This window comes from Chitinophaga eiseniae, assembly GCF_012641265.1.
Taxonomy (GTDB): Bacteria; Bacteroidota; Bacteroidia; order Chitinophagales; family Chitinophagaceae; genus Chitinophaga; species Chitinophaga eiseniae_A.
Genome location: NZ_JABAHZ010000004.1, coordinates 42,856 through 67,011, shown reverse-complemented (window position 1 = coordinate 67,011; position 24,156 = coordinate 42,856). Strand labels below are relative to the sequence as shown.

General features: G+C 46.6%; 20 protein-coding genes and 1 tRNA gene. 12 read left to right on the top strand and 9 right to left on the bottom strand.

What is annotated here, in order from left to right; genetic code table 11:
* Position 1: 1 nt before the first annotated feature.
* A complete protein-coding gene (locus HGH91_RS17375; protein WP_168740082.1) occupies positions 2 to 400 on the bottom strand; it encodes a hypothetical protein in 399 nt (132 codons plus the stop codon).
* A gap of 208 nt (positions 401 to 608) precedes the next feature.
* A complete protein-coding gene (locus tag HGH91_RS17370) occupies positions 609 to 1,016 on the bottom strand; it encodes a DoxX family protein (protein WP_211092344.1) in 408 nt (135 codons plus the stop codon).
* A gap of 136 nt (positions 1,017 to 1,152) precedes the next feature.
* Between HGH91_RS17370 and HGH91_RS17365 the strand changes: the two genes are divergently transcribed.
* Positions 1,153 to 3,060: an AAA domain-containing protein gene (locus tag HGH91_RS17365; RefSeq protein ID WP_168740081.1), complete on the top strand. Its 1,908-nt coding sequence runs from the start codon at positions 1,153 to 1,155 to the stop codon at positions 3,058 to 3,060.
* A gap of 11 nt (positions 3,061 to 3,071) precedes the next feature.
* Here HGH91_RS17365 and HGH91_RS17360 read toward each other — a convergent pair whose 3' ends face one another.
* From HGH91_RS17360 to HGH91_RS17350, 3 genes are all read right to left on the bottom strand, one after another.
* Positions 3,072 to 3,719, bottom strand: coding sequence for an NADPH-dependent F420 reductase (locus tag HGH91_RS17360; protein ID WP_168740080.1), 648 nt, complete (start codon positions 3,717 to 3,719; stop codon positions 3,072 to 3,074).
* Between the two features lie 138 nt (positions 3,720 to 3,857).
* Positions 3,858 to 4,775 (bottom strand): alpha/beta fold hydrolase, encoded by a 918-nt coding sequence (locus HGH91_RS17355; protein WP_168740079.1) that lies wholly within the window; start codon positions 4,773 to 4,775, stop codon positions 3,858 to 3,860.
* 64 nt (positions 4,776 to 4,839) lie between these two features.
* The gene (locus HGH91_RS17350) at positions 4,840 to 5,397 is read right to left on the bottom strand and encodes an RNA polymerase sigma factor (protein WP_168740078.1); all 558 of its coding nucleotides are present in this window, start codon (positions 5,395 to 5,397) and stop codon (positions 4,840 to 4,842) included.
* Positions 5,398 to 5,532: 135 nt separating this feature from the next.
* Between HGH91_RS17350 and HGH91_RS17345 the strand changes: the two genes are divergently transcribed.
* From HGH91_RS17345 to HGH91_RS17295, 11 genes are all read left to right on the top strand, one after another.
* Complete coding sequence (locus HGH91_RS17345) at positions 5,533 to 6,492, top strand: FecR family protein (RefSeq protein ID WP_168740077.1); 960 nt, start codon at positions 5,533 to 5,535, stop codon at positions 6,490 to 6,492.
* A gap of 63 nt (positions 6,493 to 6,555) precedes the next feature.
* Positions 6,556 to 9,948 (top strand): TonB-dependent receptor, encoded by a 3,393-nt coding sequence (locus HGH91_RS17340; RefSeq protein WP_168740076.1) that lies wholly within the window; start codon positions 6,556 to 6,558, stop codon positions 9,946 to 9,948.
* A 29-nt stretch (positions 9,949 to 9,977) separates the two neighbouring features.
* Entirely contained in the window at positions 9,978 to 10,826 is an 849-nt protein-coding gene (locus HGH91_RS17335; protein ID WP_168740075.1) for a DUF4397 domain-containing protein, read from the top strand.
* Positions 10,827 to 10,842: 16 nt separating this feature from the next.
* On the top strand, positions 10,843 to 12,525 hold the full coding sequence (locus HGH91_RS17330; RefSeq protein WP_168740074.1) for a hypothetical protein: 1,683 nt from the start codon (positions 10,843 to 10,845) through the stop codon (positions 12,523 to 12,525).
* 96 nt (positions 12,526 to 12,621) lie between these two features.
* A complete protein-coding gene (locus HGH91_RS17325; RefSeq protein ID WP_168740073.1) occupies positions 12,622 to 13,257 on the top strand; it encodes a LysE family translocator in 636 nt (211 codons plus the stop codon).
* A gap of 106 nt (positions 13,258 to 13,363) precedes the next feature.
* On the top strand, positions 13,364 to 13,813 hold the full coding sequence (locus HGH91_RS17320) for a KTSC domain-containing protein (RefSeq protein ID WP_168740072.1): 450 nt from the start codon (positions 13,364 to 13,366) through the stop codon (positions 13,811 to 13,813).
* Between the two features lie 129 nt (positions 13,814 to 13,942).
* Positions 13,943 to 14,026, top strand: a tRNA-Leu gene (locus tag HGH91_RS17315).
* A gap of 597 nt (positions 14,027 to 14,623) precedes the next feature.
* On the top strand, positions 14,624 to 17,770 hold the full coding sequence (locus tag HGH91_RS17310; RefSeq protein ID WP_211092343.1) for a DUF1553 domain-containing protein: 3,147 nt from the start codon (positions 14,624 to 14,626) through the stop codon (positions 17,768 to 17,770).
* Between the two features lie 6 nt (positions 17,771 to 17,776).
* The gene (locus tag HGH91_RS17305; RefSeq protein WP_168740070.1) at positions 17,777 to 19,297 is read left to right on the top strand and encodes a DUF1501 domain-containing protein; all 1,521 of its coding nucleotides are present in this window, start codon (positions 17,777 to 17,779) and stop codon (positions 19,295 to 19,297) included.
* A gap of 17 nt (positions 19,298 to 19,314) precedes the next feature.
* Positions 19,315 to 20,424, top strand: coding sequence for a twin-arginine translocation signal domain-containing protein (locus HGH91_RS17300; RefSeq protein WP_168740069.1), 1,110 nt, complete (start codon positions 19,315 to 19,317; stop codon positions 20,422 to 20,424).
* Positions 20,421 to 21,746: a c-type cytochrome domain-containing protein gene (locus HGH91_RS17295; RefSeq protein WP_317166840.1), complete on the top strand. Its 1,326-nt coding sequence runs from the start codon at positions 20,421 to 20,423 to the stop codon at positions 21,744 to 21,746. Before HGH91_RS17300 ends, HGH91_RS17295 begins: the two co-directional genes overlap by 4 nt.
* Positions 21,747 to 21,818: 72 nt before the next feature.
* Here HGH91_RS17295 and HGH91_RS17290 read toward each other — a convergent pair whose 3' ends face one another.
* The 4 genes from HGH91_RS17290 to HGH91_RS17275 form a co-directional block, all read right to left on the bottom strand.
* On the bottom strand, positions 21,819 to 22,298 hold the full coding sequence (locus HGH91_RS17290) for an SRPBCC domain-containing protein (protein WP_168740067.1): 480 nt from the start codon (positions 22,296 to 22,298) through the stop codon (positions 21,819 to 21,821).
* A gap of 28 nt (positions 22,299 to 22,326) precedes the next feature.
* The gene (locus tag HGH91_RS17285) at positions 22,327 to 22,752 is read right to left on the bottom strand and encodes a VOC family protein (protein WP_168740066.1); all 426 of its coding nucleotides are present in this window, start codon (positions 22,750 to 22,752) and stop codon (positions 22,327 to 22,329) included.
* A 27-nt stretch (positions 22,753 to 22,779) separates the two neighbouring features.
* Positions 22,780 to 23,118 carry an ArsR/SmtB family transcription factor gene (locus tag HGH91_RS17280; protein WP_168740065.1) on the bottom strand — a complete coding sequence of 113 codons (339 nt, stop codon included), beginning with the start codon at positions 23,116 to 23,118 and terminating at the stop codon, positions 22,780 to 22,782.
* 93 nt (positions 23,119 to 23,211) lie between these two features.
* Positions 23,212 to 24,069 (bottom strand): AraC family transcriptional regulator, encoded by an 858-nt coding sequence (locus HGH91_RS17275; protein ID WP_168740064.1) that lies wholly within the window; start codon positions 24,067 to 24,069, stop codon positions 23,212 to 23,214.
* Between the last annotated feature and the right edge of the window lie 87 nt (positions 24,070 to 24,156).

Here is a 24,156-nt window from a genome sequence, read left to right as displayed (position 1 = left end):
ATTAGTCCAGTTTAACAGTCATCAAAATATAGATCGTCGTAAAATCGCCGTTGGCGTTGAGGGTCTGATCCGGCGTGGTAAATTCTTTGCGCCCGTCTGTACCGCCATCGAGTGTATAGTGGGTGCCTATCTTCCCGAATTCAATTTTCCGGGTATCGATATCATCCCAAAACAACTCAACCTTGGTAACGATATGCACGAAGCTACCCTGCAGGTTTTTGGCGCTGCCGACCGCCATGGTATTGATATCGCCGGAGGCATCCGATACCGCATCCGGTATGGGCAATTTGATATTGTCTGGCGCAATGGTAAAACATCGTGTCCAGGCAAATCCATTGGTAGAGATATCAACAGCTAACTTGATTTGTTGAGCGCCGTTTCCGGCTGTGTAGTGATTCATAGGGTTGACAATTTTTGAATGAACATGGTTTATGCGTGTCGAAAGACTGGCAAAGGCGTATTGTTCGTAATGCGTTACGTATTTCGACTCATAGGATTATTGCAAAAATAATGGAAAAAGCGGAAAGCAAAAAGCTATTGAGGCGAATGATTTAAGCGAATATTTACTCGCTCTGGTCATTCGCCTCAATAGCTTTTTGCTTTCTGCTTTATGCTTTCTGCACTGGAAAAAGCGTACGCAGGGCAGGAATACGCAGGAACAGGCTCACCCAGATCAGTATACCGAAAACAATAGGGAAATAATAAGGTGCGTTTAACCGGCTCATAACGGCCACGGCCCCACCGAGGTAACAGCTTACAAAAACAGCTCCCAATACGGCTGTACGGGGAATGGCGTAGAGGATAGTAGCCAGCAGCAGTACGATGCCAATACCCTGTACCTGGGTTTCCGGCCAGCCCAGCTGTGCGCTGCCTTGTACAGAAGCTGCGGCTTTAACTACTTTCATCACTGCATCTACCAGTAGAAACAATACGCAAAGGATGGTGATGACCCAGCCGGTAATATTGGCGCTTTTAGAAGGGTTCTTGGTGTTCATATACAATGTTTGAGTTTCCATACATTTAAATTTTTGTTTGTTTTCTTGTGTGTGATTGACGATACAAACTTAGATCGATTCCACAGGATTCCTGCTGGGGGAATCCGACATTCTTGATGGTCTATTGCGACAAACCAGAACATCTTACCTTTGCGCCATGGATTATTTCAAAAAGCAGCTTGATTTGCTCAAAACAGAGCGGGAAGAAGACCGGAAATCTTATCAGCAAATGACCGAAAGCACGTCTGTAGCCGAACGCAGGGCAAATGGGCTAAGCTGGTATCCTATTGCCATCAGGGGGTCTGAAATGAGCCGGGGAGACTATCTTACCGTTGAAATAGAGCGTACCACCCACCAGGACATTCCGCATCAGCTCCGTTTTGGCGCATCTGCCGTGCTGTTTTCCAATCATAACCGCAAGGACGACCATTTAGACGGTACCATCTCTTACCAGAGCGGCAACCGCCTGAAAATCACCCTACGCACCGATGAGCTGCCCGATTGGGCCAACGACGGGAAACTGGGCATAGACCTGCTGTTTGATGATAACAGTTACGACGAAATGCAGGCGGCCCTTAAACAGGCGGATGCCCTGCCGGACAAGGACCCCAGCGCACACCTGGTAAAAATCCTCACAGGGGAAATGTCGCCCGCTTTTCATACCGACCTGCCAACCTATACCCATCCTGCATTGAATGCCTCCCAACAGGCAGCCGTTCAAAAAATATTGACTGCCAATGACCTGGCGATCGTACATGGCCCTCCCGGCACCGGTAAAACTACTACGCTGGTACAGGCCATTAAGGCGCTTATCCGCCAGGATGGCCAGCAGATACTGGTGGTAGCCCCCAGCAACACGGCCGTAGACCTGCTCAGCGAAAAGCTGTCGGATGAAGGACTCCATGTATTACGGGTAGGCAACCCTGCCCGGGTATCCGAGCGACTCATGTCGCTCACGCTCGACAGCAAAGTATCGGAGCACCCCAGTGTGAAGGAAATTAAGCGTTTGAAAAAACAGGCCAACGAATTCAGGGACATGGCCCACAAATACAAGCGCAACTTCGGAAAGGCGGAAAGGGAACAACGCAAAGCCCTGTTCGACGAAGCCCGCAAAATTATGAAGGAAGTCGGTAATACCGAACAATATATCATCGACGACCTCATTGCCAAAGCGCAGGTCATCACCGCTACCCTGGTGGGAGCCAACCACTATACTGTAAAGCATCAGCGCTATCATACCGTTGTAATCGACGAAGCGGGACAAGCGCTGGAACCAGCCTGCTGGATCCCCATCCTGAAAGCACAGAAAGTAGTGCTGGCAGGCGACCATTGCCAGCTGTCACCCACGGTTAAGTCGGACGAAGCTGCGCGGAAAGGGCTAAGTACCACCCTGCTGGAAAAGTGTACGGCGTTATACCCCGAAAGCGTTACCCTGCTGGAGGAGCAGTATCGCATGCACGAAACCATTATGGGATATTCTTCCCGTATTTTCTACGGAGACAAACTGAAAGCACATGCTTCCGTGGCCGGTCATCTCCTGTTTTCGGAAGACAGTCCGCTGTCGTTTGTAGATACCGCCGGTTGCGGCTTTGATGAAAAGCTGGAAGGCACCAGTACTACCAACCCGGAAGAAGCTGTGTTCCTGTTTAAACATCTCACCCAGCTGGTAGCCTCATTGGGCGTGTATTACCAGCCGAAAGATTTTCCTACGGTGGCAGTTATTTCTCCCTATAAACAACAAATACAGTTACTAAAAGAACAGCTGCAGCACTCACCGGGGCTGCAACCTTATGCTGATAAAATATCCGTGAATACCATCGATAGCTTCCAGGGACAGGAGCGGGATATTGTATATATCAGTATGACCAGGAGCAATACGGAAAACAACATCGGCTTTTTGTCGGATACCCGCCGCATGAACGTCGCTATGACGCGTGCCCGTAAGAAGCTGGTGGTAATAGGTGATAGCGGCACCCTGTCGGGGTTTGGATTTTATGCCAGCTTTATCAGCTATGCAGAAAGTAAAAACGCTTACCAGAGTGCCTGGGAGTTTATGGATATCTAGCCTGGTGGTTGCTACGGCTTCAGCAGTTTAAAGGCGTGGTTCCATCTATTCTGCAAAAAGCCCGGTATACACCACAGGATACATAACGGTTCTATGGCGCGGGCGGCCACCGCAGTGCCCATATCTTCCGTTTCCCAGCCAAAGGCCGTCAGTATATCCGTTACCGTTATCCTGGCAGCGGCATTATTGCCACAAATAAACATGGTAGGCGTTCCTCCCGGCAATTGCGGTTTGTACATCAGCGCATTCCCTACGCTATTAAAAGCCTTTACCACGCTGGCTTCGGGGATAAGACCCTGAATTTTTTCCATCAGGGAACTGTTCTGCTCTGTGAAAAATTTCAGCACCCCGTTTTCAGGTGGTGCGGCTGCAATGGGATTGGTAGTGTCGATCACCACTTTGCCGGCGAAGTTGGACAGGCCGGCCTGTTGCACGGCCGATTCCGCCGCGCTGCCGGCAACGCTGAGTACCAGCACTTCTCCGAATTGGGCAGTAGCCTCGAAGGTACCGGTTTGGCCTTCCGGATTTTTATTTTTCCAGCTCTTCACTTCTTCTTTATCCGGGTTACGGGTACCCAGCATTACCTCATGTCCTTCAGCTAAAAATGCGGTGGCCAGCGTTTGTCCCACGTCGCCGGATCCGATAATACCTACTTTCATAGTTGCATTGTTTTGAAACGTTTTTTACAATATATGTTGGTGTTAATACGGGGTATTTTGAGCAATGCCGGTCTACTGTGCTAATATCAGGATGATATAGAGCCAGAAGATACGAATTTAGCGCTGATAATTTTCCATTTATGGCCAGGCAGCCATTACGGCCCACAGTTGCTTATTAAACGCAGTGGGTTGCTCAAACATCGGAAAATGGCCGGATTGCTGGATCCAGTATAGTTGTATGGCAGGGCGGATCACTTTCAGTTCATACGTATAAAACGCCAGTGCATCCTGGGCGCCGGCAATAATACTCACCGGGCCTTTGTAATGAAATAAATTTTTACTGAGATCGTAATGTACGCGGTTCAGATCGCTGACCATAAGTTGTTGCATCGTCCCGTTGGGCTTTGCCGCATAGATCTTCACCATCAAGCTGTCGATCAGCGATTTGTTATAAATATAACCAAGCCGGATGGTCCGGTTATACCGGGCAGAATCTTCGGCTGTTCCCTTGCCAGCTGCTATCTTTTTGCCCAGTGAATCCCATAATGCCACATCCGCTACGCCTAAATGGGAACGCAGGTTATTGACATGCGTGGTGAGCAGGTCGGCCGAAAATTTGTAATAGCCGGGATCTACCAGTACCAGTGCCCGTACCTCATCGGGGTACCGTGCGGCAAAGCTCATGGCCAGCATAGCACCCCAGGAATGACCGTAAAAAATAGCCTGTTTAAGATGAAGATGTTGTAACAACCGGTAGAGATCTTCCACCGCCGATTGCAGGGTAATGGTGGTACTATCAAATGGTACGGGAATCGATAAACCGGTGCCACGTTGTTCCGGCAAAATGGCGCGGTATTTCCTGCCGAGTTCTATAGCTACTTCTTCCTGCTGCAGGCAGGAGTTGCCGGGGCCGCCAGATAAAACAATTACCGGCGATCCGGCGCCATAAGTATGAAAGTAAAGATAACCATTCGGGTATTTGAGAGAGTCCAGTTGCTGTGCATGGCCTGTTACAATAAAGGCCAGCAGCATGGTTAACAACACAGGTATTTTCATATAGATCAGGTTGAAACAATAAACCGGCTATTAAAATACAGCAATTTCCTGACCCGGCATGCAGTTACAACAATTTATTTACGGCCACCAGTACCAGGAGTAATTCGGGATTGGTGAGCAGGTCACGTTTCAGTAAACGGATCGCTTTACTCATATGTTTTTCCACCATACTAACAGAGATGGACATACGAAAAGATATTTCCCGGTAAGACAATCCTTTTTCCCGGTGTAGCAGGTACACTTCACGGCAATTATCCGGCAGCTGAGAAATAGCCGTATCGAGTGCCACCAGGGGATGCAGCGTACTTTCCGGGGGAATGGTCAACAGCTGTTCGGCTTCCTCCTTCACCGTTTCCAGCCAGGCAGTATCTTCTTTCATGCGTTTACGGATCACATCAATCAGCTGGCGGCGGGCAATAATTTTAAGCAGGGGTAATGCATTTTCCACATCGTAAATATGGTCTATACGTTCCCATATTTTCAGGTAGCATTGTTGCATCAGGTCTTTCAGCAGGTGATCGTCGTGGGTATAATTGCGCAGATAGTTATACAGCCTGTCGCGGGAGGCATGATATAAGCGGGTAAATACGAGTTCCTTATCATACAAAGCTGTATCCGACATAAGTATACAAATATAGGATGCCCCTCCTGATAATGCCCTGTTACCAAATTGTTAATTGCCTGTTTTTCCGGTGAGGTGGTATTGAGGCAAATGAAGGATGCTACGTGTAGATAGTAGCATGCTAAATGAAGGCTCATGAAAGATCCACAAACCTGGCAAAGATATATCGACAAAAGCAGTCCGGCCGCAGAGCGCCAGGCTATATTGGAATGGTTGCAAACGCAGGACGATGCGGCGCTGGAAGCTATGCTTGACCAGGAATGGCAGCACGATCCGGCGCCTATGCCCTCAGCGATGGCGGCAGCGCTCGACCGGCAGTTGCCACACTTGTTGCCGGCACGCCGTACATGGCGGGTATTACATACCCGCTGGCTGGTAGCCGCCAGCGTAGCGATGCTCCTGGGCGCTCTATGGTGGCTGCATCGCCCTTTGCCCCAGGTGCCCGTGCAGCTTGCTTCCAGGCAGATTGCCAATACGTCTTTTCATGTGCGTAAGCTTACCCTTCCGGATGGCAGCCAGGTATGGCTCACGCCCGGCTCGGAACTGAGCGTTCCGGATAATTATCCTCATACAGCCCGCACCCTCAGCCTCCGCGGGGAAGCCTATTTCGAGGTAGCACCGGGTACTACGCCCTTTCGTGTAAATGCCGGCGGTATACAAACAACCGTATTGGGTACCCATTTCAATATAGAAGCATATCCCGGCGAAGACGTTACCAATGTTTGCCTGTCGGCCGGTAAAGTAGCTATTGCCTTATCCCTGGCACATCACAGCGACAGCACCCTGCTGTTATCTTCCGGTACCAGGCTTTCCTATAAAAAGGCATTACAACGCTTCAGTACCCATCGCTTTAGTCCTGAAAGAGAAACAGATTGGAAACGGGGAGCGCTGGTGTTGGAAGATATACCACTGGAGGCTGTTTTTAAGCGCCTGGAAGCGCGTTATCATAAAAAGATAATCGCGACTGCATCTTTTAAAAACGCGCGGTTTACGGCCACTTATACGCAGGAATCACTTCACAACATACTCGGCAACATGGCCTTCATTTACGGGTTCCACTACCAGGAGACCGGCGATACGGTATTTATTCATTAATCAATAAAAAAATGTCCCGCCTGGCAGCGGGACATCAAAAACAATTGTTTTTAAAGTTTACGTATGAACAAATTTAGACAAACCAGTTCAATCCTGCTCAAAAGAAAATGGTGGCAGGCATTGTTTTTATTGTGGGGACTACTGGCGGGGCAGGCCAGGGCACAATCGCCCACCATGAACCAGCCAGTGACCTTGCAACTCAGCAATACCAACCTGGCGATGGTGATCGCCGAAATAGACCGGCAGAGCGATTTCAGCTTTTCGTATGACCGCAGCTCCCTGGGTGCGGTGAAGATTGCGGCGGTCAACTGGAAAGCCGTACCACTGAAAAATGTGCTGGAAGAATTAAACCGGACCTATGGCATTTTATACCAGGCCAACGCCCGCACCATTGCGATAAAAACCGGCACACATACTCCTAAAGAAAGTGGCAACGGCAGTATCCGGGGTCGCATCGTAGATTTTGAAACCGCCACCCCACTCCCCGGCGCTACGGTAAAACTGGAGGGCACTACGCTGGGAACTATCACCGACAACAAAGGCTATTACCGCATCGACAATGTACCCGCCAATACCTATACATTACAGGTGAGCTTTGTCGGCTACCAGCGGAGTACCTTGCGTGGAATATCCGTTGGCGTCAACAAAACAGCCGACTATGATATTAAAATGCAAACCGGCGATGCCCTGAAAGAAGTAGTGGTGAACAGCGGCCCCCGCAAAGTGAGAGCGGTAACCCATAGCACAGAACAACAACTGCTCACAGAAATAAAAAATGCAACCGGGGTAGTATCCGGTATTTCCAGTGAGCTGATCAGCAAAACAGCGGATCGTAATGCGGCGGAAATTGTAAAACGCATTTCCGGTATCACGGTGGTAGATGACCGTTTTATCGTGGTTCGCGGCATGAATGAAAGATATAACCTCACCTTCCTGAATGGTAACGTGGCCCCCTCTACGGAGTTGTATAACAAAGCCTTTGCCTACGACCTGCTCCCCAGCAGTGTAATCGATAAAATACTGGTGTATAAATCGCCCGTGGCGGATCTCGTAGGTGAATATGCCGGCGCTGCCGTAAAAGTATCTACCAAAAATGCCATGCCGGTAAAACACTTTGATGTAGGGTTACAAGTAGCTTACCGTGATGGTTCCAGTATGAAAAATGTAAACAGTTATAACGGAGGTAAACTGGATTTTCTGGGGGTAGATGACGGCACCCGCCGCCTGCCAGGCTTTTCACCGGGCGTGTTTAACGCAAGCGCCAGGGCGCGTAACCTCACGCAGGAACAATGGCTGAAGGGCTTCTCTCCTACCCTGGCTACCGGTAAGCGCTACAGCAGTCCCGACCTGCAACTGTTTGCCAACTACTATAACAGCTGGAAAATGGGAAAAGCCCGCCTGTACGATCTTACCTCCATCACGTATACCAAGGAAACGGTGGCCAGCCAGGTATACCGGCAAATGGGGAATAAGGATGCCTATATGATCAGCGATGTGATGGGACAGTCGCAGGGAGGCAACAACAGGATCACCAACAGTGATCAGACCACAGAAACAGGGAAAATAAATGTACTGGAGAATCTTACGCTAAAACTCAATGACCGGCACCAGTTGTCGCTACAAAACTTCTTTGTAAATGACGGCAAACGCTTTACCAGTACCAGTAACATTATTCCCAATAAGCTACCTGTCTACTATCTGAATGACGTGGGCGGATTTAAGCGCGACTATGTACTTTCCTTTCAACAGCGTATGCTCTATTCCGGTAACCTGAGTGGTACCCACCTGCTGGGCGTCCGTAAACAACATGAGCTGGCCTGGAACCTGGGATATGTACATGATGTGCAAAATGTACCCGATCAACGCCTCCTGCATTTCAACCGGGAGTGGCCGGTTACGATCGACAGTACGGCCTGGGTACCGGTGGGCTCCAACGCAGGAGAGCGGAATGGCACTACTGCCGGGATGATCAACCGTTTGTACATCAAAAACCTGGAACAGGTATTTAATATTTCTGCCGACTATACCTTTCACGTTACTCCTGATTTTTATGTAAAAGCCGGGGGATACCAGCTGTTCAAAGTGAGGCAGGTAGGGCGCCGTACGTTCCGCGTCAACAGGGCGGGGTTAACGGAGTCGGAGCTGGAGGCAGTACAAAACTCCAACGACAACCAGCAATGGACCACCGGGTACAATTATAACAACATTAATACGCTGTACTTCCGCCCCGAGGCCCTGCGTTCCGTATGGAGCAGCAAATATTTCCCCAACGACTCTACCGGTTTGCAGGTATATGATGTTACCTCCCCGGTGGATGCCTATACCGCCAGCGAGCAATACAATGCATTTTACGCGATGGGCGACTGGAAAACGGCTGGTGATAAATTGACATTAAATGCGGGATTGCGTGGAGAGTATGACCGCCAACGGCTTTCCGGCGCTAAGGAAGGTGCGCTGGGCAAGCAAACCATAGAGTTTATAAATGTAGATCATAAGAAAACAGTATTACTTCCTTCTGTTAACTTCAGCTATCGCCCTACCGGGCAGCTGGTAGTACGTACCGGATATGGCCGTACCGTAAACAGGCCCGACTTCCGGGAGTTAACACCCTATGCAGATTTCGACTATCAGCGTAACGAAAGAATGCAGGGTAACCCACGGGTAGTGACTGCGGTGATAGATAACTATGACCTGCGGGCAGAGTTGTATCCGCGGCGCAACAATGAATTCTTCAGTCTCGGCGCCTTTTACAAACACCTGCAACATCCTATTGAGAGAATGCGGGAAGAAGCTACCAGCAAGGAATACATGGATGACTGGTCTTACACCAACATTACTTACGACAACGCTGTCAGCGCTAATCTCTATGGCGCCGAAGCGGAGATCAAAAAAAGCCTTTCTTTTATCCCTGGTCAAATTTTCAGGCGTTTATCCGTGGTGCTGAATGGCAGTATTATCAAGAGTAATACAGAGCGGAGGCGTTCGCACAACGACTATTCTACCGACAGCCTGCACAAAAAAGGAGGTCCTTTGCAGGGGCAGGCCCCTTATATCATAAACGCAGGGATATTTTACGAGAATGTAGCTGCCGGTACCAAAATCAGCCTGGTGTATAATGTGAGCGGGCCTAATATTTATGCCAAGAGTATACGTACCGCAGCAGATACCCTGACAGCCGATACCTACTATCGGCCCGACCTGGTGCAACTTCCCACCCATCTGCTGGATTTATCGATCACCCAGCGGTTGATAAAATCGTTGCAGCTGAAGCTGAGCGTACAAAATCTGCTGGATCAAAGCTACCGGATCATAGAAGACCAGGATTTCAATCAGCGCTACAAGAAAGAGTATCCTGTTACCCGGCCCGATGGCAAAACTTTTTATAAGGGAGATAACATCTATTCTTCCTACAAACCCGGCAGGTATATTTTACTTCAATTTACTTATGCCTTTTAAAAATACGGTAAAGACTAAACGAAATTAAGATGATCAATATTCACCATTACCGGAATGCCGTTGTACGGTTCTTTCTTATCATTATGGCCGCCGGCAGCTTTGCTGCCTGCAATAAACCGGTGACCCTGCCGGATATTACGCCAAAGGGCCAGGTGAACTTTTACTTTGCCGCCACCGCTTTCCTGGGTGGTATCAAAGCGGGAGGAAATGATGGCTACCTTGTTTTGATAGACAGCCGGGATACTACTTATAAGCCCGAATCGGATATCTTCCATTCTATTTATCCCTTTCTTCACCGGGTAGATCTTACGCCCCCGGCTTATCCTGCGGGTAACAGTACCTGGATTAAATACATGGAAATAAGTACCGGGAAACACGCCATCTACCTGCTGGATACGTCCCGCACCATCCTGGACAGCGCGCAACTGGAACTGGCGCCCGCGGCGCCTACCATGGTGTTTTTCGGAGAAAGGCATGGCATATACCAGCATATTATTGCGAACGATGCCTTCACACCTGCCGATGGAAAAATCGGTATACGCATTGTAAATCTCAGCCCGTTTAACGGGTCCGTATACCTGGCGATGAATAAAGTGATTCCGGCCGCTCTGCCGGTAAATACCACGTACCTGGATCATACCGGCTTTATTCCGATAGATTGTACCGGGCCGCAAACGCTGAGTATTAAAGTATACCAGCCGGCTGATAGTGTGCAATTCCTGGCGCATACTTCCCTGGATGTGGTTCCTGGCCACGCCTACACCTTGGTATTGAACGGGTATACCGACAGCGATGACCGGAGCTATACAGATCCACGTACCGGCAAAACTGTTAACATCACTACCGATTTCAGCATTTCCGCATTAAAAAACTTCTAGGTAAAAATATTTACAGATGAAAAAAATAATCTCCCTGTTCTTACGGCTAAGTATATACGCCATTTGTGGCATGCTGGCATTTACCGGTTGTAAAAAGGTAGATGATCATGCGACCATGGTATTATCCCAGCCCTGGTTTGCGGATCATTATACCCAACAGGCGGGCTCGTGGCTGGCGCCTGTCAACTGGAATTACCCTGCTACCCTGATAGTAGGCGATACCGCTATGCTGCTGGGAAAACTGTTCCCATCTCAACCTGGCACGGTCATTACCGTGGGCGGCGTTCCTATAAAAATTATCGATACTGCGCAATTTTCTCCCAATTATACCACCTATAATGCACAGGGAAAAATAGACGCCGTGCGTTTCATTGTCACCAAAGAGATGGGTATCGGCAAGGGCCGCCAGGTGAGCATTACCGCCAACGGCAACATTGTTACCGGTCCCCCGGTAACGATACAGTTGCTTGGCAACAGCGCTGCCCGTACCGACACCACTTTATGGGTAGATCAGCTGGCGCACTGGATGCCTGCTGACATGGATGTATACAGCCGCCATCAATACGACCTGGTACGGTGTATCCACGTGGATAAATCGGGCAACATCTATTTCAACAATCAATTATCGGTACAACAGGTAACCGCCGGGCAGGTAAGCACGGTATTCAAGGCCGGCGATGTATTGCATGATGACCAGGGTAGCTTTACCATTAAGCAGGTGTTGAGCAGCGCGGTGACCTTTGAAGGAGACAGCCTGTACTTTTCTGCAGAAGTACAGGATAACAAAACTGATGAGTCATCGCACTATATCTTCCGTTTATGTAAGATGAGTTTACAAACGAAAGTCGCGCGAACACTGAATCGTACCTTAGTAGCCAACACGTATGCGCCCGATGAAAACGGCAGTCCTTTCCAGGGTAATGTTTCCCAGCTGAAAATAGTGGCTTCCTACCTGAATACCGATCTTAACAACAATCTTTACTATACCAACATCTATGCGCCTGGCAGTACCACCAATGACCATTCATCGTGGTATGGTCCTTCTGGTATCAGCGGCGGCATGGCGGGCGCCGATCCATATGATGGCCTCATACTGATTTCGCGCCTGGACACCGATGGCAGGGTGCATGGATTGATGAATTTTGAAGTTTTCTATCCCAGCATTGGCTATCCTGTGTCTGCCAATTATTATTGGTGTGATCCTTCCGGCGATTACCTTTACGGCTTCTACACCAGCAATTTTGTACAATACCAAATGCTCCCCTATAATGTAACAGAAGATACCAAGGGCAGTTATATCGATACCTACCAGACAAAGTATGCCTACCAGTCGTACGAAACCGACCCGAAATATAAAAGAGTAGATGGTGGCGGTTTTCTCGTGGATCCTACTAACGTGGAGTTTAATCAGACCATGCAACTATATGACGGGGCCACCCTGGCGGTAGTTAATTATTCGTTGTCGAGCTACAACCTGCAAACCAAGCGCATGTACGTATACGCCGGCACAGAGATAGGCTCCGCCTATGGCAGTGCGCCTGAAGCTCAAAATAAAGAAACGGGGCTGGCCAAATGGGTGAATTTCACCGGCGCTTCGCTGATAGGCCAGGATAAAAACGGAGCAGTATATTATTGCAAAGGATTTAATGATTATACGAAGGGAGTAACTTTCTACAAGTTATATCCAAAGAAACAGTAATACAACAGAAAGCCCTACCATAGCCATCCTGGAAGTAAGCTCCGGGGTGGCTTTTTTATTTGTATCTTGCGGCCTCTTACCTGTTATCTGCGCATCATGCTACCGATCAGTCAACTCTTATTATTTGCGTTTGCCGCGTTGCTCATGGTATTAGTACCCGGGCCTAATATGATTTATTTGATTTCCCGTTCCGTAACACAGGGAAAGAAAGCAGGGTTGATTTCCTTAGCAGGGGTGGCCTGCGGGTTCCTGTTCCACATTACGCTGGTATCGTTTGGGCTTACGGCCGTACTGTTGGCGGTTCCCTTCGCCTATACCGGGTTGAAAATGGCGGGCAGTCTTTACCTCCTTTACCTGGCCTGGCAGGCGGTAAAACCGGGAGGGAAGGGATTATTCGACAATACCCGGACCTTAGCGACCGATTCCCCTATGAAATTGTTCAGCATGGGATTATTTACGAATATGCTCAATCCCAAAGTGGCGGTATTTTACCTGTCGTTTTTCCCCCAGTTTATAAAGCCAGCTTATGGGTCGGTGCTTGCCCAAAGTTTTATGCTGGGCATCACCCAGATCTGTGTAAGCATCTCTGTCAATTTTATCATCATATTATTTGCCGCCAGGGTGACGGGCTGGTTTGCGGCCAATCCCCGGTGGGTGAAAATGCAAAAGTGGTTTATGGCGGGGGTTTTCGGAAGTCTTGCCCTGAAAATGGCGCTGGATAAGGGGAAATAATTCCTTGCCGGGAGCTTAAAACGGGGTATCTTTGCGCTTTTTTACCGCAAAATAGATGGTAGCCGGTTCCTGGTGATCAGCCTGTTTATTTTTGAACCCATATGTGATGAGTAAAATAGTTGATTACCGGAAGTTGCTGGGCGTGACCAAAACAACCGAGTTAAAAGAATTAAAAAGCATTTATAGGAACCTGATGAAGGAACTGCATCCTGATAAATTAGTAGACTTTGAAGAGGACCAAAAGCTGGAAGCAGAAGCCAAGAGCAAGGCAGTGATAGAAGCCTACCATTTCCTGGTAAGTATCGCTCCTGAAACCATTGCCGCTGCGTTACCACAGTATACCGAAACTATCTCTGCCTCTACTATCGTGGATTTCAGTTACGAGAAACAAACCCTGCAATTGAACTTCCAGGATGGCAGCAGTTACGAGTACCTCGAAGTACCCAAAACACTATATGTGAAGCTGATCAACTCCGATACACCCGGCAGATTTTGCCGCCGGCACATTTACCATGAGTTTGTGTATCGCAGGGTAAGCAAAGCTATGGAGGCTTAAATGTGCTATCAGCAAGGGGTTCCGCCACATTTTTCAGCAGCAATGCCGATGAAATATCGGAAATCTGAAAAAAAATTTGGCGAAATGCTTTGTCTGCTTATCTTTGCAACCCCTGACACGATATCAGTTGCCCAGATGGCGAAATTGGTAGACGCACTGTGTTCAGGTCGCAGCGCCTGCAAGGGTGTGCTGGTTCGAATCCAGTTCTGGGCACTAAGAAAGGGTTGCAAATCAAAGATTTGCAACCCTTTCTTATTTCTCGCGGGTGTCAAAAGTTTTTTAAAAATATCCGCAAACTCAGAAGTCCCAATTTCCTTCGTCATACGGCTGTTGTACAAATCAATGAATATTTTATAAGGCACCTCTTTTCCTATCCAACTCTTTTTAAATTTCAACTGGTTTGTCCATTTCATTTTGGAAGGACGTTCTACATTTCATAGCTGCCATTCATTAAGCACAAGATAAGATTGTTGGCACTCGTAAATATGGAGAATACATTAAACCAATTTTATTCCCGATATTCTCCTAAGCAAGTACTTAAGGCATTTCAATAAAATACTTTAAACTTCGCTTAAAATAGTGCAATAACGCTGATTTCAATCAATATATCTTTAGAGCCATTACCAAAATCTTCAATTTCCCTGGCGATGGATTATGCCCAGAGCGGTATTCACTAAAAAGGGATTTGTGCGATAGATAATATATTGATTATAAATGCGGAATATTCATGTTATGAGAAGGCTCATATTAATACTGTTTAGTGCTATAGTTTTACTTGCTGTCATTTTCCACTATTCAACAACTGTTGACTTGCCACCTGATGTAAAGGAGGCTTACAATGCATTACCTGGTCCGCCGGACTATAATGCAGATGTAAAACCAATCCTGTCTGACAAATGCTTTGCCTGCCACGGCCCCGACAAAGCCAAGCAAAAGGCGGGTTTACGACTGGATATCGCCGAAGCGGCCTATGCCAGTCTACCCGACAACAAAGGAAAAGTAGCTATAGCTCCCGGAAATATAGCCGGAAGTGAATTATTTCACCGAATCATGTCAGATGATCCAAAGTACATGATGCCCTCACCCGAATCGCACCATACCCTTACCGCACAGGAAAAAGCCATCCTGATCAAATGGATTGATAATGGTGCGGTATACAAACCTCATTGGGCTTTTGTTAAACCAGTAAAACCTCATATACCGTCAGCAACAGGTACTATAAACAACCCTATCGATAACTTTGTACTGGCTAAGCTAAAGCAGCAGAAGCTGCAACCCTCGAAGGAAGCAGATAAAGAATTACTGTTACGCCGCGTTACGCTTGACCTTACAGGACTTCCGCCTACTATAGCAGAAATAGATGGATTTTTAAAGGATGTTAGTCCTAATGCGTATGAAAAACAGGTTGACCGGCTGCTGGCGTCCCCACATTATGGAGAAAAAATGGCTGTTGACTGGCTGGATGTTGCCCGTTATGCTGATTCACATGGATATACGGTTGACAGGATCAGGGATATGTCGCCATATCGCGATTGGGTGATAAAAGCCTTCAATACCAATTTCGCATATGATAAATTTATACAATGGCAGCTGGCTGGTGATTTGATGCCACACCCCACCCGCGATATGATAGTGGCCACGGCTTTTAACCGCAATCATCAGCAAAATATGGAGGGTGGGATTATCGAGGAAGAATTTCAAACAGAATATGTTATTGATAGAACAAATACTTTTGGCAGCGCGATGCTAGCCATGTCTGTAGGTTGCGCCAAATGCCACGATCATAAATTCGACCCAATATCTCAAAAAAACTATTATGAGCTGTTCAGTTTCTTTAACAATGTAAAAGAAGCCGGCCAGATATCCTATGATGATGCACTGCCAACACCAACGTTGCTATTGCCTACCGAACAAAAAGAAAAAATACTCCAGTTTATCAATAACAACATAAAAAAAGAACAGGAAACCCTTGCTCAAACAGAAGGCAAGGCTGCTGCCGGCTTTGATAAATGGATCAATGACGGTGGTTACAAAAAACTATCTGCAGACAAAATTCCAGGTAACGGCATGCAGGCTTACTACACTTTTGACAAAGGGACCCTGGTCAATAGCAAGCATCCTGAAGATATTGCCACCATGAAACGAGAAACGGGACAGGCAGGTGAGAAGGCAGTGTTTGAGAATAACGGTAACGGTAAAGCCATTGTACTCAATGGCGACACCTGGCTTGATCTTAATAAAACCGGTATTTTCAGGAAATCACAGCCGTTTACCATAGGCATGTGGGTTAACATCCCGAAGCAGCTAACCGAGGGCGTTATCTTTCACAAAAGCAATGCTGAGCGTTTGTATAATTTCAAAGGATATCATCTCTATTTGAAGAACAACAAGCTGGAGCTGAATATGACCCACACAGGTCCGTCGAATGCTATTACAAAAGTGAGTATTCCTGATGTACCGCGTGATAAATGGATACAACTTACAGCCACTTACGATGGTTCGTCGAAGGCTGCCGGGTTTAAATTATATATGGATGGCCTGGAACTTCCCATGGAAACTACGATGGATGACCTTACCAAAGATATCCTTTTTAATGGCGGCGGCCCTGGCCTGCAAATAGGCGCCTGGTGGCGCGGCCGGGGTTTTAAGGATGGTAAGGTGGATGATATTACCGTTTATAACCGTACATTAACTCCGTTTGAAGTTAAAATATTAGCGCAGAAAGCAAGCTGGTTGCAAATTACAGCTAAGACTAAAGCCGGTTTAACGCCGGATGAGTTAAATGATTTAAGGGCATATTATCTTTCAGCAATTGATCCGGATGTACAATCCGAGCAGCAGAAATTAATGGCATTGCGAACTGAATTATCAGATTCTACAGAGAATATTGAGGAAATAATGGTGATGAAGGAAATGGCCAAACCCAAGAAAACGTTCCTGTTAAAGCGGGGCAATTATGATATGCCGGGCGAGCAGGTTTATCCCAATACGCCAGAGGCGATCTTGCCCTTTGATAAGCGTTTGCCCAAGAACAGGTATGGCCTGGCACAATGGGTAACCAACCCTGATAATCCGCTGGCAGCAAGGGTTGCCGTAAACCGTTTCTGGCAGAATTTTTTTGGGACGGGAATCGTAAAAACTTCGGAGGATTTTGGTAACCAGGGCGAAATGCCAAGTCACCCTGAATTATTGGACTGGCTCGCCACCACTTTTATTGAATCCGGCTGGGATGTAAAGCAGCTCAATAAAATGATTGTCATGTCGGCCACCTACAGACAGGATTCCCATGCAAGCAAAGAGGCGGTAGAAAAAGATGTTGAGAACCGTTTCCTTTCACATGGCCCCGCTTATCGTATGCAGGCCGAAATGATCCGCGATAACGCGCTTTTAGCAAGTGGACTGCTTGATATGCAAATAGGCGGTAAAAGCGTGAAGCCCTACCAACCCGAAGGTCTTTGGGAGATTAACAACACCACTTATAAACCAGATACTGGTCAATCCGTTTACAGGCGCAGCTTGTACGTGATCATCAAGCGTTCAGTACCCAACCCTACATTGGCAACTTTTGATGCCACTGCACGTAGTTACTGCATAATGCGCAGGCAAAAAACCAATACGCCACTACAAGCGCTGGTGACCCTTAATGATCCAACCTTTGTAGAAGCTGCCAAAGTAATGGGTGAACAAATGACCCGGATGCCTGATAGCCGTGAAGCCATCATTACAACTTACCGTAAGCTCACCGGGCACAGGCCCAAGGCTGATGAGGTTAGCCTGTTGCTCACACTACAACAGGCCGAGTTAAAAAAATTCCGGGAGCATCCCGAAAAGCAAACAGGCTGGCTTAATACAGGACAGTATAAAATCGATAAAACGCTGGACAGCTCAATGGTTGCTGCCAATTCAGTAGTTGCCAGCGCCATCATTAACGCTGATGCATCGTTAACCAAAAGATAAATTTGTATGTCTGATTTTCATCATGATGCGGAGTTCAGGCTCCATACACCGGAATTTAATGAGCTTAATAAAAAGCTTGACCGTCGGAATTTTCTAACCAAAACATCTTTGGGGATCGGGGCATTGGCCCTGGGTTCATTATTCGGTAACAGGCTGTTTAGCAGTTCGCCTAAAGCAGTGTCTGCGCCTGTATCGACTGGCGATCTGGAGGCAGATATTTTAAGGGCCTTACCCCACTTTGCACCGAAGGCAAAAAGGGTAGTATACTTGTTTCAAAGCGGGGGCCCATCTCAATTCGAAACATTTGACTACAAACCTGTGCTGGCCAAATTGATGGGCCAAAACCTACCCGATTCAGTACGCAAAGGACAACGGCTTACGGGGATGAGCGCCAACCAAAGCGCGTTGCCCATGGTGCCATCGTATTACAAATTTAACCAGCATGGCCAAAACGGAACCTGGATGAGTGAATTGATGCCTTTTACCGCAGCTGTGGTTGACGAGCTTTGTATAGTAAAATCAATGTATTCAGAGGCAATAAATCATGACCCCGCTATTACTTTTTTTCAAACCGGTAATCAGTTACCCGGCAGACCTTCCATTGGGTCGTGGGTAAGTTATGGCCTGGGATCAGACAATAATAATCTGCCAACTTTTATTGTGTTGGTTTCCAAAAACGGACAAAAAGATCAACCGCTATATGCCCGGTTATGGGGTAACGGTTTTCTGCCCTCTAAGCACCAGGGAGTGCAGTTTAGGGCGGGGAAAGATCCGGTGTTATTTCTGAACAATCCGGATGGGTACGATGGTAAAGACCGGAAAGAAATGCTGGAGTATCTGTCAAAATTAAATCAGCTGCAAAATGCTGCCTACGGCGACCCTGAAGTAGATGCCCGCATAGCGCAGTATGAAATGGCTTATCGCATGCAAACCTCCGTACCGGAGGTAATGAGCACTGCAGACGAACCAAACGAGATATTTGAAATGTATGGGCCTGATAGCAGGGATGCTGGTACCTATGCCGCCAACTGCTTACTTGCGCGTAAGCTGCTGGAAAAAGATGTAAAATTTATACAGTTATACCACCAGGGCTGGGATCAGCATAGTAATCTGCCTTCGGGCATAGCTACACAATGTAAGGCAACAGACCAGGCTACTGCCGCACTAATTAAAGATTTAAAACAACGGGGCTTATTGGAAGATACATTAGTAATTTGGGGCGGCGAATTTGGCCGTACCGTGTATTCTCAAGGCAAGCTTACCGCAAATGACTATGGCCGTGACCACCATCCACGTTGCTTTACCATGTGGATGGCAGGTGCGGGAGTTAAACCCGGTATAACTTATGGAGAAACAGATGACTTTAGCTACAATATTGTAAAAGATCCCGTACACGTACATGATTTTCAGGCAACGCTGCTACATCTTATGGGCATAGATCATGAACGGCTTACCTATAAATTTCAGGGCAGACGCTTCAGACTTACTGACGTGGAAGGAAAAGTTGTAAAAGATATATTAACTTGATACTATAACATAGATTCATGAAAAATACGAGAAGAAATTTCATCAAAAATACAGCTGCTGCATCTGCCTTGATTGCGGCAACTCCTGTAAAAAGTTTTGCCATCCTGCACAAGGATTCACAGCCCGATGATCATATTATTGGTCAGGGTGGATTTACCTATAAGGTAGATAAGAATTGGGCAAAAATCAGTGTAAATTCAAACCCGCTCGCCAACTGTCATGAAATGGTGCAGGATAGTAAAGGCCGTCTCATTATGTTGGGCGACCATACCCATAACAATATTCTAATATTCGACAAATCGGGGAAGTTGCTGGACTACTGGGGCACTGCTCTGCCTGGAGGGCATGGTTTAAGCATCAGCAAAGAAGGTGACGAAGATTTTTTATTACTTACTGATTGCGGCTGGGCTTTGGACAGAACAGGAAACGGCTACGGCCAATCGGGCCAGGTCCTGAAAACTACGCTCGACGGCAAACTGATATTTGCAATAGGTCACCCGCGAACTATTGGTATTTACAAGGACGATGAGCCCTTTAAACCAACAGAAACTGCCGTTGCTCCTAATGGCGATATTTATGTTGCCGATGGTTATGGCTCCGATTATATTATACAATACAATAGTAAAGGGCAATATATACGTCACTTCGGTGGACGCCATAATACCAACAAAGACCATAATCTGATCAATGCTCATGGCGTAACAGTAGATACCCGCGACAAAAATAATCCTACCTTGATTTGTACCTCGAGGGAAGAGAACTGTTTTAAAATATTTACACTCGACGGCAAATTCATCAAGCGTATAGACATGCCCGGTATGTACGTATGCAGGGCAGTGATCAATGAACAGCATATTTATGCCGGTGTATGCTGGTCAAAAGATGCCAATGGTAAACGTTTTGACTATTCTGGCTTTGTAACCGTGCTGGATGCAAATGACAAAGTAGTATCAAACCCGGGAGGAGCTGCACCTGTATATAAAAACGGGGTTTTACAACCAACATTGCAGGCAACAAGCCCTGTTTTCCAGCATGGCCATGATGTTTGTGTTGATGAGGATAAAAATATCTATGTGTGTCAGTGGAATGCCTATCACACTGCACCTGTGAAATTAACGCGTGTATGACATTAGGTAACATCAGTACATTTTCTGGTCATTTGCATCCGCTTATTGTACATCTTCCAATTGGCTTTATTTTACTGGCGGCAATTTTTAACATTTTATCATACAAAAAAAAGTACGAGAGTTTAAAACCAGCTGTATCAGTAACATTATTCATTGGGTTTATATCGGCAATCCTGGCTTGCTTATTCGGCTATATATTGTCCTTATCCGGCGATTATGAAAAGGACATACTGCTCCGTCATAAATTATCCGGTATTACCCTTGCAATTATCTCCGGTATCTTATGCTATATCTCTACAGAAAAAGTGATGCGCGAGGTGCGCATCCCGAAAAAACTGTTCTCCGTCCTACTCCTCGGCGTTATAGCACTCATGAGCTATAGTGGGCATGAGGGAGCCAGCCTTACTCATGGCAACGATTACCTGAGTGTGCATACGCTGATGCAGCAGGTACGTAACAAACCGGCAAGTGTCCAGACCGCAATGATATTCGAAGATGTTGTTGCACCTATTTTACAGAATAAGTGTGCCCAGTGCCACCAGGGCAGTAAACTAAAAGGAAACTTTTCCGTCGAAAACCTGCAAACACTGCTAAAGGGAGGCAAGAGTGGTCCGGCAATCGTTCCGGGAAAATTAGCTGAAAGCGAATTATATAAGCGTGTTACGCTCGATCCCGGCCATAGCGATTATATGCCTGCAGATGGTAAACCACCGCTTTCAAAAAATGAGATACAGATAATTAAATGGTGGATAACGAAGGCCGGTGCGGTGGAAGGCAAAACATTAGCACAATTAAAGGACGTGGACTCAATACAAATGCAGGTAAGCACCTATCTGGGCTTTAATAAAACTACGACCGGAAACGCTGATGGAGATGGTGGGACCCAGGCTATTAATCCCGACATTCCCATGCAGGCCGACACTTTGCCGATGGCGCACCTGCGGGCAAAGGGATTAATGGTGAGGCTGATGCTGAAAAAGCCCGTGATGCTGGATATTACACTCCCCGCCAATTCAGGTGTGAAAATGTCAGAGATCAAAGACGACCTGATACCCTTGGCTAAAAATATTGTTTGGCTGAACCTATCCGGTAATAATTTTACAGATAGTGATCTGCATATTATAAGATCATTTGTTAATCTTGAAAAATTACGGATAGAAAAAAACCCGATTACAGACGATGTGTACGATGATCTTGTATCTCTCCAGCACCTGGAAGCCGTAAATTTAAACGAAACTAAAATAACAGCGCTGACAGTGGACAACCTGAAAAAAAATACCGGGATAAAACGAATTTATACCTGGAGGACGGCAATAAATTGAATTGAAGCATTCACTCCCACACAAGAAGCCTTCCGGCAATAGCAGGAAGGCTTTCTCTGTTGTGCTGTAACATCAGCTGGCAAAAATAGCCGCCATTTTTTCTACACTCTGTTCTAAACCAATTTGCGCAAAGTTACTGATGGTGCCAAATTCGGCATATTCCGTAACCGTCATTTCCGTTTTATCATCCGCCACTTCTCGGAAAGTTACCACCGTTTTGATATCTATTGGAAAGTCAGGTGGCATGCCCAGTTTCACAGGATCTGTTTTATTGCCTTCACTATCAGATAAACTCTGGATAAACTCAATTATCTCCAGGGGAATAATTCTTTTATACTCCCACACGGAGTAAAATTCCTGGCCCCCCATTTCTTTCGGCGCTTTCATACTTACGATAGACCTACCACCTTCCCGGAAATCCAGTTTGGCCACAGGCGATGTAAAATGTTTAGGCCCCCACCAACGCTTAACCAGCTCAGGTTCCGTCCAGAGTTCCCAAACCATCTCAACGGGTGCATTAAATATCCTGCTAACTGCTACTTGTTTTGCCATGTTTTTTTTTATGACAGGGTTACATCAATCAGGCATTCACCAGCGCTTCGATATCAAATTTTTGCATTTGCATGAAAGCCTTTGCCACGCGCGGTCCTTTCTCCGGATTTGACATCAACTCACTTAATACGGTGGGCACCACCTGCCAGGAGAATCCAAACTTATCTTTACACCATCCGCAGCGGCCTTCAGCACCTCCATCAGCAATGAGCTTGTACCAGTAGTGGTCAATTTCTTCCTGGTCTTTACAGGTAATCACGAAAGAAACGGCTTCATTAAAATGAAATTGGTCACCACCATTTAATCCCATAAAGGGTTGTCCGTTGAGTTCAAAATTTACCACTATTCCTGAATCATTAATGATTTTTGAATCAGGGAAAACCGTGCAGTAAAATTCTGCTGCTGCCCTGGCTTGACCGTCAAACCAGAGGCAAGGATACATTTGTTTTTTCATTTTATGGTTGTTTACGTTAACAATGAATTACCTTTTTCGTTTGTTTTTTTTCGTTTGCATTTCATCCAGTAAATCCTCCATAGCATCCAATCTACCCTCCCACATTCTCCGGTAGGGTTCCAGCCAATCTCCTACTTCTTTTAATTTCTTTACATTGAGATGATAATAAATTTCTCTGCCAGCTTGCGTTTGATTTAACAACTCACACTCTGTCAAAATTTGAATATGTTTTGAAATGGTCTGCCTCGTTGAATCAAAGTTATCAGCAATGTCTCCTGGCGTCATCGCCTGAATTGCTACCAGCCCCAATATTAACCTTCGGGTGGGGTCGGCCAGGGCATGAAATACGTCTCTGCGAATTTTCATTTTATGCAGCTATTTGACTGCAAATATAAGTGCAACTATTTGACTGCACAAATTTATTTTTCAGATCAGGGCATACCGGGTATACTTCCGCTGTTATCCTTCTCTGAATTGTGTAGGTGTAAGGCCTGCCTGGGCCTTAAAGAAATTGGAAAAATAGGCATGATCCACAAAGCCAAGCTCAAACGCAATTTCTTTTATAGAGAGATCAGTTGTTTGTAGCAGTCGCTTTGCTTCCAGCAGCACCCGTTGTTGTATCAATTTGGTAGCTGATACGTCGAGATGGGTTTTACAAAGGATATTTAAATAATTGGCGGAGATATGCAGCCTGGCAGCATAGAAACCCACCAGCTTTTCCTGCTTGTAAAATTTATCTATCAGCATATTGAACTGCGCCAGCCTGGGATTAGACTGGAACACTTTCAAATCAGTAAAAACGTGCTCCGCTTCCTTACTCACAATGGCAGCAATTACCGCTGCGCGGGCGCTGATCACCTCCTGCACCGAGTTGGGCGAATTCAGTTCATCCCGGATGGCATCAAACTCATACTTCAGTAATTTGAAACTGTCACTGGTCAACGGAATCACCGGGTGATTCATATAATTTGAAAACGAAAAACGGAAGAAAGAGGCGAAACGCTCGAAAAAATTTTGCTGTATCATCAGCTGGTAGCCTGTTGTGCCAGGCTTTATACTCCAGGTATGTACCTGGCCCGGAAACAGTACATGAATTTGCTTATTCCCGATTGGATAGTCGTGGAAGTCGATAGTATGCACTCCTTTGGCTGATTCAAACAAATTGATGATAAAAAAATCATGCTTATGCGGCCTGTCGATATGACGTTCACCATGCAATTCGTTGAAGAGGAATTCCTCCCTGCCAGCCAGCTGGCCTTTCCTGAATTCATGGATCCCTAAGACAGGGATGTAGCCTGTATTGTCATAAATCTTCATATCCGCAGATTAAGTTGGGAGTTCAACTTCTAAAATATGGAAATTTATGGCAAAAAAAATGGATTGGCCTTGAAAATACCCAAGGCC